The organism is Sorangium sp. So ce363 (genome assembly GCF_051520435.1).
GTDB classification, from domain to species: domain Bacteria; phylum Myxococcota_A; class Polyangia; order Polyangiales; family Polyangiaceae; genus Sorangium; species Sorangium cellulosum_B.
Genome location: NZ_CP150333.1, coordinates 6,150,822 through 6,164,382 on the forward strand (window position 1 = coordinate 6,150,822; position 13,561 = coordinate 6,164,382).

Below are 13,561 nucleotides of genomic sequence, written 5' to 3' on the forward strand. Positions count from 1 at the left end.
CGACGCGGGGCGTTGACACGCGTCGGGCTTTCGGGTTTTGACTCCCGGCGGTGGGCGTTCGACCTAGGGCGAGCCGGCCGGGAAACCGCCGGACGGGTGGCGACGGCGCGCAGGGCTCGCCGCCGCGCGAGCCGCCGTCGACCCGGAAGGCGACCCCCGCGCGGCGCTCGCGCGGCGCGGGGCAGCGCTCGCCGGCGTCGCGGCGCCCTGTCCAGCCCCGGGCCGGGCGCGGGCGCGCGCTGCTCCTCGGGCTCGCGGGCGTGGTCATGGCGGCGTGCGCCGCGCTCCTCGCGCTGGTGTTCGGCTTCGGGCGCGCGAGGGCGCCGGACCGGGGGCGCGTCGTGGAGATCAACTGGCCGGGCGGGCTCGACGCGGGCGAGGCCGCCGCGCTCCTCGCGGCCGAGGGGCTCGTCGAGAGCGAGCGCGCCATGGCGCTCTACCTCGGCGCGACCGGCGGCACCGAGGCGTTCGTGCCGGGCCCTCACCTGCTCTTCGAGGGCGCGACGCCGCGGGAGCTGCGGCAGCTGCTCTCGCGCGCGGAGGGGCGCCCCACGGCGAAGCTCACGATCCCCGAGGGCTTCAGCCGCTTCGACATCGCCGCCCGGCTGGAGAAGCTGCGCATCGCCGGCCGGAAGACGTTCCTCGCGGCCACCACCGACGGCGCGTTCCTCGACGCGCTCGGCATCGAGCGCGGCGGCGCCGTGGGCGCGGAGAGCGCGGAGGGATACCTCTTCCCGGCGACGTACGAGCTCGCGCTGGACTCCGACGCGCGCGACGTGGCGCGGCGCCTCGTCGCCGAGTCCGACCGGCGGTGGAGCGCGCTCGCGGCGCAGAGCAAGGACGGGCTCGCGGCGCTCCAGGCGACGCTCGGCTGGGGTCGCCGCGAGGTGCTCACGCTGGCCTCCATCATCGAGAAGGAGGCGGTCGTCGAGGAGGAGCGGCCGCTCATCGCGAGCGTGTTCCTGAACCGGCTCCTCGATCCGAGCTTCCGCTCTCGCAAGCTGCAGTCCGACGCGACGGCGCTCTACGGCTGCGTCGCCTGGCCCGAGGAGGCGCCGTCGTGCGCCGAGTGGAGCGGCAAGCCCACGCCCGCCGTGGTGCGGGATCCGAAGAACCGCTACAGCACCTACGCGCACCCGGGGCTGCCGCCCGGGCCGATCGCCAACCCTGGGGCGCCGTCGATCGCGGCCGTGCTGGCGCCCGCGGCGACGAAGTACCTCTATTTCGTGGCCGCGGGCGGCGGTCGCCATCGCTTCAGCGAGAGCCTGGACGACCACAACGACGCCGTGCAAAAGCGCCGCGACGCGACGGCGCCCTAGGCGCGGGCGGCGCGACACGGCAGCTCTCCTGCGCGAGGCGGCGCCCTCGGGCACCGACGCGGAGCCGTCCAGAGCGAGCCGTCGAACGAGACGAGCCCGTCCAAGGGATAGCGCAGCTGCGCCCTCGGACGTGCTCATCCACGCGGTGCCCTTGCGTTCCGAGCCGCCGGGGACGAGAGAGAGCGCTGCGGCGCGGAATGGGGGGGACGTTTCATGGGACAGGCAGTCCGATTCCACGAGACCGGCAGACCGGAAGTCCTGCGCTGCGAAGACGCCGTCGTCGGCAGCCCGGGCCCCGGCCAAGCGCGGGTCCGGCACGTCGCGGTGGGGCTCAACTTCGCCGATACCTACTTTCGCGCCGGGGTCTATCCCGTCCCGCTTCCCAGCGGCATCGGGGTCGAGGCCTCCGGCGTGGTCGAGGCCGTCGGCGAGGGCGTCACGAACGTCGCGCCGGGCGACCGGGTGACGTACACCGGCTTCCTGGACACGCTCGGGGCATACTGCACCGAGCGGATCGTCCTCGCGGCGCCGCTGATCCGGCTGCCAGAGGGCATAGGCCACGAGACGGCCGCTGCGATGACCATGCGGGGCCTCACGTCGGCGTACCTGATGCGCCGCATCTGGCCGCTGAAGGCCGGCGACAGCATCCTGCTGCACGCGGCGGCGGGCGGCGTGGGCCTGATCGTCTCGCAATGGGCAAAGCTCCTCGGGCTCACGGTGATCGGCGCGGTGTCGACCGAGGCCAAGGGGGAGATCGCCCGCGCCCACGGCGCCGATCACATCCTCATTTATGGCCGCGGCGACGTGGCCAGGCGCGTGCGCGATCTGACGGGCGGGGCCGGCGTGACGGTCGCCTACGACGGCGTCGGCAAGGACACGTTCGCCGGCTCGCTCGGCTCGCTGAAGCGGCGCGGCCTGCTCGTGTGCCTGGGCGCGGCCTCGGGCCCGGTGCCGCCGCTCGACGTGGCGCTGCTGGGGGCCAAAGGGTCGGTGTTCGTCACCCGCCCGGCGCTCGCCGACTACATCGCCGATCCCGAGGAGAAGAGAGCGCTCGCAGGCGAGCTGTTCGACCACGTCGCCGCGGGGCGGATCCGGATCGAGATCAACCAGCGCTACAGGCTGGAGGACGCGGCGCAGGCGCACCGGGATCTCGAGTCGCGCAAGACGACGGGCTCGTCGATCTTCGTCGTGTAGCGCGTGCTGCGACCGCAGATCGCCGCGCCGACGCCAACGCATCCAGGAGGACCGGACATGACAAGCTCAGCAACCGCCGGCTCGGGCGCCGTCCGCGCGGTGACGCGCGGCTCCATCCAGGTCGAGCCGCTCACCTGCACCATCGGCGCCGAGCTCCGCGGCGTGAGCCTGGCCGACGCCGCGCGCGACGACGCGCTCTTCGCCGAGATCAAGGCGCTGCTGTTGAAGCACCGGGTCCTGTTCGTGCGCGACCAGGACATCACCCGCGCCGACCACGTCGCGTTCGCGAGGCGCTTCGGCGAGCTCGAGGACCACCCCGTCGTCGGCAGCGATCCCGATCATCCGGGGCTGGTTCGCATCTACAAGGACCTGAACAGCCCGCCGGAGCACTACGAGAACTCCTATCATTGCGACGCTACATGGCGCGAAGCGCCGCCGATGGGCTGCGTCCTGCGCTGCGTCGAGACACCGGACGTCGGCGGCGACACCATCTGGGTCAACATGGTCGAGGCGTACCGGCGACTGCCCGAGCACATCAAGCGCAGATCGCCGGGCTGCGCGCCAGGCACAGCACGGAGGCCACCTTCGGCGCCGCCCTGCCGATGGCGAAGCGCCACGCGCTCAAGGCCAGCTACCCCGACGCGGAGCACCCGGTGGTGCGCACCCACCCGGAGACCGGCGAAAAAGTCCTGTTCGTCAACAGCTTCACGACGCACTTCGTCAACTTCCACACGCCGGACAACGTCCGCGTCGGCCAGGACTTCGCGCCCGGGGCGAGCCACCTGCTGAGCTACCTGATCAGCCAGGCGGCGATCCCCGAGCTTCAGGTCCGCTTCCGCTGGAGGAAAAACAGCGTCGCGCTCTGGGACAACCGCTGCACCCAGCACTACGCGGTCCAGGATTACTGGCCTGCGGTGCGCAAGATGGAGCGCGCCGGGATCGTCGGCGACCAGCCCTACTGACCCGCCCTCGGATCCTCGAGAGATCGGGGCGTCGTTCCTCTCCTCGCCTCGGTCCTGGTCGCGCCGCGCCCCGCTTCCTGGATCTGCGCGCGCCGCGGTGTAGATTCGCGCGCCATCATGCGCCGTCCCGCTCCGTTCCTCCTCACGCTCTCCGCTCCCCTCGCCTTCGCGGCCGCTACCGCCGGCTGCTCGCCCCGCACCGCGCCCCCGGCCGAAGTGACGCAGGCCGCCTCCGCGACCGCCGCTCCGTCCGCTCCCCCCGACCCCGCCGCCTCGGCCTCGAGCGCTGCTCCCACCGCCAGCGCCGCGCCCGCCGCCAGCGCAGCGCCCGCCGCCGAGACGACGGTCGCCGCCGCCAGCGCCGCGCCCGCCGCCAGCGCCGCGCCCGATGCGGCGGCGCCAGCCGACGCCGGGCCGCTCCCGAAGGTCAAGGTCGCCAACATCGGCATGCACATCGGCGGCGGCCCGCACGACGACTTCACCAAGGAGCCGATCAAGCGCTCGGTCGCGCCCCACTTCGACGAGCTCCGCCGCTGCTTCGCGCTCGCCGAGGACCCGACCAAGGGCGGCGACTTCGGCATCGATCTCCGCATCGAGAAGGACGGCGGCAAGGCCGAGGTGCGCAAGCCGCGGACGGCGCTCAAGGGCCAGGCGTTCACGAAGTGCGTGGTCGGCGTCTTCGAGCAGATCGACTTCCTGAAGCCGAGGCGAGGCGCCACCGTGGTGAGCTACTCGCTCCGGTTCACCCCGTGACAGGGCCTCAGCTCACCCGTGGCGCCCGAGGTTCGGCAGCGACCCGCGCGAGGCCTCGACCGCCGTCTCGCCGGCGCGGTCGAGCGCGTACTTGAAGAGGATCGGGCCGAACACCTCGTTCAGCGCCACGCACCCGACGACGAGCGCGCGGAAGCCGGCGCCGAGGCTCGGGAACGCGCGCTCGATGGTCAGGCTGATCCCGAGCGTCAGCCCGGCCTGCGAGACCAGCCCGCACCACGACCACCTCCGCAAGAGCGGCGGATCGTCCGCCAGCCGGTTGCCGATGCGGTTCGCGACCCACGTCACCAGGGCGCGCGAGACGCCGAAGAGCAGCGCGACAGGCCACATCTGCCGCAAGAGGGGCAGGTCGAGGTGCGCGCCGGCCGTCGCGAAGAACAGCACGAACACCACGCTCGCGGCGTCCTCGACCGCGTGCACCAGCTTCTCGCCCTGCTTCGACAGGTTCGCGACGACGAAGCCGGCCACCACGAACACGAGCAGCGCGTCGAAGCGGAGGTACCGCAGCACCTCCGTCGCGCCGAAGCCGAGCGCCACGAACACGAGGATGAGCTGGCGGCCGATGAGCCGCATGTAGGCCGCGAGCGCGAGGCCGAGCGTCGTGCCGATCGAGATGCTCCCCAGGATCTCGCGGCCGAGCAGCTCGATCTCGTGCATCGACATCGTCGCGCCCGGCTCGATGAGCGGCCGCACCGTGGAGAGCGCGACCGCCGTCACGACGATGACGATGATGTCCGACGTCATCACGAACGCGAGCGTGTGCATCGCGACGGGGCCGGTCGCGCGCGTCTGGGAGAGGATCCCGAGCACGGCCGAGGGGCTGCGGGTCACCGCGATGACGCCCCACAGGACGGCCACGCCGAACGCCGCCGTGGTCGAGAGCTCGGCCGCGAACGGCACCAGCGAGCGCGCCGCGTAGAAGACGCCCGTCATCACCACGAAGACGAGCGCCGTCTGGACGAGGTTGTGCAGGAGGATGCTCTTCAGGCTCTTCTTGACGATGTCGATCCGCAGCTCGGCGCCGCCCGCGAGCGCGATGAGCGCCAGCGCCAGCGCGTTGACCCGCGAGATCTCCTCCACGGCGTGGTGGTCGACGAGCTTCAAGACGTGCGGGCCGGCGACGATGCCCGCGAAGATGTAGCCCGAGATGTGCGGCAGGCGGAGCGGCTCGACGAGCTCGCTCGCGAGCGTGCCCGCGAGCAGGAGGAAGCCGATCGAAGCGACCGCCCCTGCGGGCCCGTGCTCGTGAGGGACCGCGCGCGTCGTGGCGTAGAGCAGCCCGAACAGGATCACGAGCGCGACGGCGTGGGTGAGGTGGTTCAGCGGCCCCTTGGGGGCCGACCCGTGGTGGCGCGCGGAGGGCGCGCCCTGCTGCTCGGCGGGCGCGACCGGATCGGCCGGCGCGGCCGATCCGGCGGGCGAGGCGGGCTCGACGTCAGGGAGTGCTGCGGCGCTCACGGTGACACCTCTTCATTCCTCATCCCTCCCCCACGCGGCGCCGCGGGCGACGGCGGGCCGCCTCCCTCGCCGGGCGCGGCGCCGCGCCCGGCGCGGGCCAGGCCGCGGCCGAAGAAGAGCGACTCCCGCTCGGGCGCGGCGAGCTCGCCGGCCTTGCGGAGCGTGGCGCGAAGCGCCTGCGGCCCGACGAGCTCGCCGAACACGGCCGCGGCCGTCGCGGCGAAGAGGACGGTGTGCCCGACCGGGCCCGGAAAGCGCAGCGCGAAGGCGAGGCCGACGCTCATCGCCACCGCGCCGGACGAGAGCAGCCCGAGGCCGAGCCACGGCGACGTCTCGCGCGCGTCGGGCGACACGACGCGGAAGACGAGCCCGGTCGCGAGCTTGCCCACGAGCCTCGCCCCGAGCGCGATCGCCACGATCCAGGGCAGGAACGGCGCCGCCTTCGGGTTCACGTGCGCGCCCGCGAGCAGGAGCGCCGGCAGGATGACCGGCCGCTCGGTCGGCGCGACCATGGCGACGATCTCGTCGCGGTGCCGCGACAAGGCGGCGATCGTCACGCCCATCGCGAACGCCGCGAACAGCGGCGACAGGCCGACCCGGGCGCTCGTGCCCATCGTCAACAGCGAGGCCCCGAGCAGCACGCCCCAGCTCTGGATGAGGCGGAAATCGCTCCCGAGGAGCACGACCGCGATGAGCCCGAGCACCACGCCGATGAGCGCCGTCACGACCGTCCACCCCCAGAACGGGATCGGCCACTGGGCCGTCGCCTGCGGGACGAGCGCGAACGCGCCGCCCATCATGAGCAGCGGGCCGAGATCGTCGCAGTCGGCGATGTCGGCGATGAGGTCCGAGAGCTTGCCGCTCGCGCTGTATCGCTGCGTGACCCACAGCACCGCGTGCCGCGTCGTCTCGGCGGAGACGGCGCCCACGCCCGCCGCGAGCAGCACGCGGTCGCCGCGATCGAGCGAGGGAGCGACGTGGGCCGCCGCGAACCAGACCGCGGCGGCCACCGCGCCGCCGGTCAGGAGGCTCATGAGCACGCAGAGCGCCATCCGGGACGGCCGCACGCGGCGGCTGCCGACGAAGCCGAAGTCGAGGCCGACGACCACCGCGAGCCAGCCGAGCGCGACGCCCGCCACGGGCTCGAACGCGGCGAGCGACGAGGGCTCGAGCAGCCCGAGCGCCGAGGGCCCGAGCACGAAGCCGAGCACGACGTACTCGGCGCCGGAAGGGAGGCCGATGCCCCGGAGCACGCGGCCGCTGACGAGCGAGCTGCCGAGGTACGACAGCACGAGGAGCCCCATCAGGAGCCATACGGCGTTCACGAGGCGGCGCTCCGGTCGATCGGCGCGGGCGCGGGCGCGGGCGCGGCGCGCCGCGCGCCGACGGAGGACGCCGGCGCACGCCCGAGCGGGATGTCCGCGGCGACGAGGGCCTGCGCCACCGCGGTGAGCCAGCGGCTGCGCACGTCGTCGCCGTCGCAGGCCATCGTGGCCCGGAAATGAGCGCCCCCCTCGTCGATCGCGACGAGCGCGGCGCGGGCGCGGCTGCCGAGGCCCGAGCCCGTCTTCAGGAGCAGCTCGCGCACCCGATCGAGATCGGCGGCGGGGTCGACGCTGATCTCGACGGCCACGACCGGAGGGCGGCCGCGGATGCGCGTCGGGTGGAACAGGCTGAGCAGGTGCGGCACGCGCACGACGCAGCCGTCCTCGTCCTCGAGGCGCGCCTCGAACAGCGTCAGCTCGCGGACCCGCCCGGCGCGGCCGCCCACGTCGGCGATATCGCCGACGCGCAGGCGCCGCCCGTAGATGACCGAGAGGCCGACGGCCGCCGACGCGATGAGCGGCGTGCTGGCGAGCCCGGCCGCCGCGAGCACGACGAAGCCGATCCGCGTGAACGCCCCCTCGTCGGTGCCGGTGATGAGCGGGGCCGCGAGGAGCAGCGCGGCCACGAGGATGCCGAAGCGGACAAGGACGCCGGTGGCGACCGCGAGATCGGACGGGAGCCACCCCAGCGACGTCTCACCCCGGCCCACGCTCCCGAAGAACAGCCCCACGAAGCGGATGAGGACGATGACCGCGAGCGTCGCGAGGATCGCGAGCACGAGCACCGGGACGCTCCGCGCGATGCGCCCCATGAGCTCCGACATGGGCGCGAGCACGAAGCCGGTGAGCTTCTCGCTGGTGCCGCGCGTGGAGGCGAACAAGGAGAGGGCGAAGAGGATCCAGATGTAGGCGATGCCCAGCCGAACGAGGACGCCGGCGGCGCCGAGCGCGACCGAGAGCGCGCCCTGGGACGCGGCGGGCCGGAGCATCTCGATGCCGCGGACGTGCAGCGCCGGGAGCCGCTCCGGGTGCTCGGCGACCCAGGCGCGCCCTCGCTCGACGAGCTCGCCGACCTTGCGGAGCAGGAGCAGCGCGATCAGCCCCGAGAAGACGAGCAGCGAGAACGAGAAGACGCTCGTCGCGAGGCGGCTCCTGCTGTGCTCCTTGGCGAGGACGTCGCGCACCGTGCCGGCGACCGCGGCGGCGTGGGCCGCGACCGTGGTGTGGCCTGCCGCCGCCGCGTCCTCGGGGCCGAGGTGGACGAGCGGGCGGTCGCCGACGTAGACGACCGCCACGCCGTCCTGCTCGTCGACGCGGACCTCGGGGACCGCCTTCTCCTGGGCGGCGCGCTCCAGCACGCGCGCCGCCTCACGGGCGCGCTCCGGAGGAGAGAGGCTGCCCCGGTGCACGCGGAGGGCGAAGACCGTCCTGCCGAGCAGCTCGACACGCGCCTCGGGCTGCTCGACCACGGGAGGCGAAGGCTGGGGGTCGGGAGCCGCCGGCTCGCCCTGGTCAGGGGCGGGGGCCGGCGGCCCGACCGACGCGGACGCCGGCGCGACCGGCGCAGGCGGCCGCGCGGGAGGCCGCGCGACCGGGGCGGGCGCCAGCACGACCTGCGCAGACGCCGGAGGGGCCTCCGCGGGCGGTGGCAAGACCTGTACGAGCGGCGGCTGGACCGAAGAATCCGGCGGGGGCGCGAGCTGCGAGGGCACGGGCGCGGCCTGCGACGGCGCGGACGCGGCCTGCGACGGCGCAGACGCGGCCTGCGCCGCCGCGGACGCGGCCTGCGCCGACGCGGCCCGCGACGGCGCGGACGCGGCCTGCGACGGCGCGGACGCGGCCTGCGACGGCGCGGCCTGCGCCGGCCCGGCGAAAACAGCGCCAGCGGGAGCGAGGAGGCCGGCAAGCGCGACCAGGAGCGCGGAGAACAGCCGCTGCACCCAGGCACTCTCGGCCGGAGGCAGGCCGCCGGTCAAGCGGCGCAGGACGCGAAACGGCCTCGGCAGGCAGCCCGCGAGCCACGCGTCGTCGCTTCCAGGCGATCACGCGCGCTCGAGTCCGCCCGGAATCCTCGATCCCCGCGCTCGCTCGACGATCGATCGCCTTGCCGCCGAGGCACGGCGCTGGCAGGGCGCCCGCGTGGCAAGGACCAACAGATCGGTGGCCCCGTCGCTGCTCGTCGGCGACATCGGAGGCACCAACACCCGGCTCGCGCTCTACGCCGGCTCCGGCGGCCGCCCCCTCTCCGAGGCCGTCTTCCGCAGCCGCGACCACGCGAGCTTCGAGGAGATCGCCCTCCCGTTCCTCGTGCGTAGCGACGCCCCTCACCCCGCCGTCGCCGTGCTCGGCGTCGCGGGCCCCATCAAGGACCAGGTCGCCACCGTCACGAACCTGCCCTGGCGCCTCGCGGAGCGCGAGCTGTCGCGCCGGCTCAAGATCGCGCGCGTGCTCCTGGTGAACGACCTCGTCGTCGGCGCCACGGGCTGCCTGCACGTCGCCCGCGCGTCCATCGAGCCGCTCACGGAGCGCAGGCCGCGGCCGAAGGGGAACAACGTGGCCGTCATCGCCGCCGGCACGGGGCTCGGCGAGGCCCGGCTCCTCTGGAATGGCGCCCGCCACGTCACGCTCCCGACCGAGGGAGGTCACGCCGACTTTGCCGCGCGCTCCGCGGTCGAGGCCGAGCTGTGGCAGTTCCTCGCCGAGCGCCACCCGGACCACGTGAGCTACGAGCGGGTCCTCTCGGGCGACGGGCTCGGCGCCCTCTTCGACTTCTTCGCCCGCGCCGCCCGCGTGCCGCGCGCGATCGAGCGCCGCCTCGCCGAGGGCGACCGCAACGCGGCGATCGCCGAGCTCGGGCTCGCCCGCGCGTTCCGGCCCGCCGCGCGCGCGGTCGACCTGTTCGTCGAGATCTACGGCGCCGAGGCCGGCAACCTCGCCCTGCGCGAGCTCGCGCTCGGCGGGGTCTTCGTCCTCGGGAACATCGCGAGGAACCTCGTCCCCCAGCGGCGCGAGCTGTTCATGAAGTCCTTCGTGAAGAAGGGGCGCCTCACGCCGCTCCTCGAGGAGGTGCCCGTCGCGGTGGTCACCGATCCCCTGGTCGGCGTTCGGGGCGCGCTCGCCGTCGCCAGAGACCTCGCCGCCGCGGAGCAGCCCCGGGCCCGCCCGGCGGCCCGGAGGTCCTGACGCCCCGTGTCCTCGTGCCCACGACGGAGGGTTGGAGTCGCGCGCGCGACTCCATGCCTCCGATCGAGTCGGCGCCGGCGGTCCATGGCGGATGAGCGCCAGTTCGCCCCGAGGTGCCGAGAGGCCATATCGCGCGGCGCCGCGTCGTGGCAGGCAGGCTCCGAGCAGGAGCGGACGAGCTCCTCGCGCTCGGCCTCACGCTTGGCCCCAGGCTTGGCCTCTGGCTTGAATCGAGCGGCCGCGCGCGGCCTCGCGGCGTTGACACGTTGGTGCCATGGTGCTTTAAGACCGACACACCTGACGCTCGTACAGTCGGGGGAAAGAGAAAAGAAGGTCACGTCATGGCAACTTCGGTCGTTCTACCTGATGGGAAGGTCCTCGCGCTCGAGGATGGCAACACGGCGTTCGACGCCGCCCGGGCCATCTCGCCGAGGCTCGCCGAGGTCGTCGTCGTCGCGCGCGTCGACGGGGAGATCCAGGACCTCCGCGTGCCCCTCCGGGACGGCGCGAAGCTGGAGTTGCTGAAGGCCGATACGCCCGAGGGCAGGGACACGATCAACCACTCGGCCGAGCACCTCATGGCGACGGCCGTGCTGCGGCTGTTCCCGGGCGCCAAGGTCACGATGGGCCCGAAGAGCCATGGTGACGAGTTCTATTACGACTTCGACATTGCCGGCCGAACCTTCACCCCTTCCGACCTCGAGATGATCGAGGCCGAGGTGAAGAAGCTCATCGCGGAGAAGATCAAGTTCGAGTGGCAGCTCGTCGCCAAGAACAACGCGCTGGACGTCTTCGAGGGGTACGGGCAGAAGAACGAATACAAGACGGAGATCCTGTCCTGGATCCCCGATGACAGCGTGTCGATCTACCGCTGCGGCGAGTTCGTGGATATCTGCCGCGGCCCGCACCTGCCCCACGCGGGGTTCATCAAGGGGTTCAAGATCACGTCGTCCTCGGCGGCCTACTGGCGCGCCGACGCCACGAAGCAGTCGCTCCAGCGCGTGCGCGGCGTGGCCTTCCCCAACAAGGACGACCTCGACAAGTACGTGCGCCGCCTGGAGGAGGCGAAGAAGCGCGACCACAGGACGCTCGGGCGGGATCTCGAGCTCTACCTCGTCTCCGAGCGCTACGACACCCACGCGTACTCCGAGAAGGACGAGATCGACCTCTACGTCGGCGTGGACGCGGAGGCGCCCCTCGACCGCGCGCTCGTGGAGCACACCCTCGGCGCCGCGGCCTCGGCGTTCCCGGGGCGGACCCTCCGGCGAACGGTGAAGTTCGGCGAGGCGCCGAAGGCGCCTCCGGGCGGCGCGGGCGGCGGCGACGAGGCGCGCCCGCGCCTGCACGTCCGGCTCCGCGGCGCGGCGGCGCAGGAGTCGAAGAGCGCCTTCAGGGCCGCGGTGAGCGCCCGGAAGGACGCCGACGTCGAGGTGCACTTCGAGCCGCACTTCGTCGAGGAGATCGGGGCCGGCCTCGTCATGTGGCTCCCGAAGGGCGGGCTCCTGCGCACCATCATCGAGGACCAGTGGCGCAAGATGCACCTCGAGGAGGGCTACGACATCGTCTACTCGCCGCACATCGCCAAGGCGGACCTGTGGAAGACCTCGGGCCACTGGGACTTCTACCGGGAGGGGATGTTCTCCCCCATGTCGGTCGACGGCCACGATTACTGCTGCAAGCCGATGAATTGCCCGTTTCACATCCTCATGGTCAAGAGCCGGACGCGGAGCTACCGCGAGTTCCCGATGCGCCTCGCGGAGCTCGGGACCGTGTACCGGTACGAGGCCGCGGGCGTCATGCACGGCCTGATGCGCGTGCGGGGGTTCACCCAGGACGACGCGCACCTGTTCTGCCGCGCGGACCAGGTCGAGCAGGAGATCCACCGCGTGCTCCGCTTCATCCTGAAGATGCTCCGCACGTTCGGGTTCGAGCAGTTCGACATCAACCTCTCGACACGACCGGAGAAGTACGTCGGCGGCCTGGAGGACTGGGCCAAGGCCGAAAGCACCCTCGCGGGGGCCCTCCAGGCCCTCGGCCTCGAGTACACGGTGGACCCGGGCGGCGGAGCGTTCTACGGGCCGAAGATCGATATCAAGCTGGTCGATGCGCTCGACCGCAGGTGGCAGTGCTCGACGCTCCAGTACGACTTCAACAACCCCGAGCGCTTCACCCTCGGGTTCGTGAACGCCAAGGGAGAGCTCGAGCAGCCGATCATGCTCCACCGGGCGCTCCTCGGCTCGATCGAGCGGTTCATCGGCGTGCTCCTGGAGCACCACGCGGGCGCCCTGCCGGCGTGGCTCTCACCGGAGCAGGCGCGCGTCGTCACGGTGTCGGACAAGCACAACGACCACGCCGAGCAGGTCACCCAGGCGCTGCGCGCTCACGGCATCCGGGCGAGCTTCGTCCGGAGCTCGGAGAAGCTCGGCGCGAAGATCCGCGAAGCGCAGGTCGAGAAGATCCCGCATATGCTCGTCATCGGGGACAAGGAGGTCGAGGCGAAGGGCGCCACCGTCCGGCTGCGTGACGGGAGCGACCGCGGCTTCATGAAGACCGAGGCGCTCGCCGAGTTCTTGCGCGAGCAGTGCGCGATCCCCGTCGTGACGTGACGTTCACCCGGCCTGCGCGGCGGCGGCGTCGAGCAGCCAGACGAGCCGCCCGGGCCCGCCGCGCACGACCCGCGCCGGCACCTCGTCGGCCGGGCCGGGCCGCTTCGCCTGCGCCACGACCCCGCGCTTGCCCGCCCCGCGGGCCAGGAGCAGCTTCAGCCGCGCCTCCTGGATCACCGGCGCCGTCAGCGTGAGCCGCGGCTCCAGCCCCTTGTCCGGCTGCGCCGGGATCGCGGCGACCAGGCGGTCCTCGATGCCCGCCGCCCCCGTCCCGGGGAACAGCGAGGCCGTGTGCGCGTCGTCGCCGATCCCGAGCGTCATCACGTCGAAGGAGACCGCCGACGCGACCCCGAACCGCGCCCGCAGGAGCCGCCCGTACCGCGCCGCGGCCCCGGCGAGGTCCGGCGACTCGCCCTCCATGCGGAAGAAGCGCTCCTCCGGGATGGGGGCCGCCGCCAGATCCCGGCGCGCTGCGCCGTAGTTCGAGCGGGGGTGATCGGGCGCGACCGCGCGCTCGTCCACCCAGAACCACTCGGTCTGCGCCCACGGGAGCGAGAGCGCCGCGAGCCGCTGGTACGCCTCCGAGGGCGTGCTCCCGCCCGACAGCGCGACGCGCGCGACGCCGCGCGCGTCGACGGCCGCCGCGATGGCGCGCGCGATGAGCTCCGCCCCGAGCCGCGAGAGCTCCGCCGCGTCCGCCGCGACGAGGGTCTCCTCACCACCGTTCATCTCGGTCCTCCTGT

The 13,561-nt window shown here is 73.3% G+C and carries 9 protein-coding genes and 1 pseudogene; 6 read left to right on the plus strand and 4 right to left on the minus strand.

Features of this window, described 5'->3' with window-relative positions; genetic code table 11:
* The first annotated feature begins 50 nt into the window (after window positions 1-50).
* The 4 genes and pseudogenes from mltG to WMF12_RS23020 all read left to right on the plus strand — a co-directional run bounded on the left by mltG (window position 51) and on the right by WMF12_RS23020 (window position 4,228).
* Window positions 51-1,319 carry an endolytic transglycosylase MltG gene (mltG, locus tag WMF12_RS23005; protein WP_437873649.1) on the plus strand — a complete coding sequence of 423 codons (1,269 nt, stop codon included), beginning with the start codon at window positions 51-53 and terminating at the stop codon, window positions 1,317-1,319.
* A gap of 213 nt (window positions 1,320-1,532) precedes the next feature.
* Window positions 1,533-2,513: a quinone oxidoreductase family protein gene (locus WMF12_RS23010; protein ID WP_437873650.1), complete on the plus strand. Its 981-nt coding sequence runs from the start codon at window positions 1,533-1,535 to the stop codon at window positions 2,511-2,513.
* Between the two features lie 57 nt (window positions 2,514-2,570).
* A pseudogene (locus tag WMF12_RS23015) lies at window positions 2,571-3,475 on the plus strand (TauD/TfdA dioxygenase family protein).
* Between the two features lie 117 nt (window positions 3,476-3,592).
* Window positions 3,593-4,228, plus strand: coding sequence for a hypothetical protein (locus WMF12_RS23020; protein ID WP_437873651.1), 636 nt, complete (start codon window positions 3,593-3,595; stop codon window positions 4,226-4,228).
* A gap of 12 nt (window positions 4,229-4,240) precedes the next feature.
* Here the strand turns inward: WMF12_RS23020 and WMF12_RS23025 are convergent, their stop codons facing one another.
* The 3 genes from WMF12_RS23025 to WMF12_RS23035 are packed head-to-tail and all read right to left on the minus strand — an operon-like array spanning window position 4,241 to window position 8,969.
* Complete coding sequence (locus tag WMF12_RS23025) at window positions 4,241-5,704, minus strand: cation:proton antiporter (RefSeq protein WP_437747764.1); 1,464 nt, start codon at window positions 5,702-5,704, stop codon at window positions 4,241-4,243.
* A complete protein-coding gene (locus WMF12_RS23030; RefSeq protein ID WP_437873652.1) occupies window positions 5,701-7,029 on the minus strand; it encodes a cation:proton antiporter in 1,329 nt (442 codons plus the stop codon). Before WMF12_RS23030 ends, WMF12_RS23025 begins: the two co-directional genes overlap by 4 nt.
* On the minus strand, window positions 7,026-8,969 hold the full coding sequence (locus tag WMF12_RS23035; protein WP_437873653.1) for a mechanosensitive ion channel domain-containing protein: 1,944 nt from the start codon (window positions 8,967-8,969) through the stop codon (window positions 7,026-7,028). Before WMF12_RS23035 ends, WMF12_RS23030 begins: the two co-directional genes overlap by 4 nt.
* Before the next feature lie 199 nt (window positions 8,970-9,168).
* Between WMF12_RS23035 and WMF12_RS23040 the strand changes: the two genes are divergently transcribed.
* On the plus strand, window positions 9,169-10,212 hold the full coding sequence (locus WMF12_RS23040; RefSeq protein ID WP_437873654.1) for a glucokinase: 1,044 nt from the start codon (window positions 9,169-9,171) through the stop codon (window positions 10,210-10,212).
* Between the two features lie 341 nt (window positions 10,213-10,553).
* Window positions 10,554-12,818, plus strand: coding sequence for a threonine--tRNA ligase (gene thrS / locus WMF12_RS23045; RefSeq protein ID WP_437873655.1), 2,265 nt, complete (start codon window positions 10,554-10,556; stop codon window positions 12,816-12,818).
* Window positions 12,819-12,821: 3 nt separating this feature from the next.
* Here thrS and pgl read toward each other — a convergent pair whose 3' ends face one another.
* A complete protein-coding gene (gene pgl / locus WMF12_RS23050) occupies window positions 12,822-13,547 on the minus strand; it encodes a 6-phosphogluconolactonase (protein WP_437873656.1) in 726 nt (241 codons plus the stop codon).
* Between the last annotated feature and the right edge of the window lie 14 nt (window positions 13,548-13,561).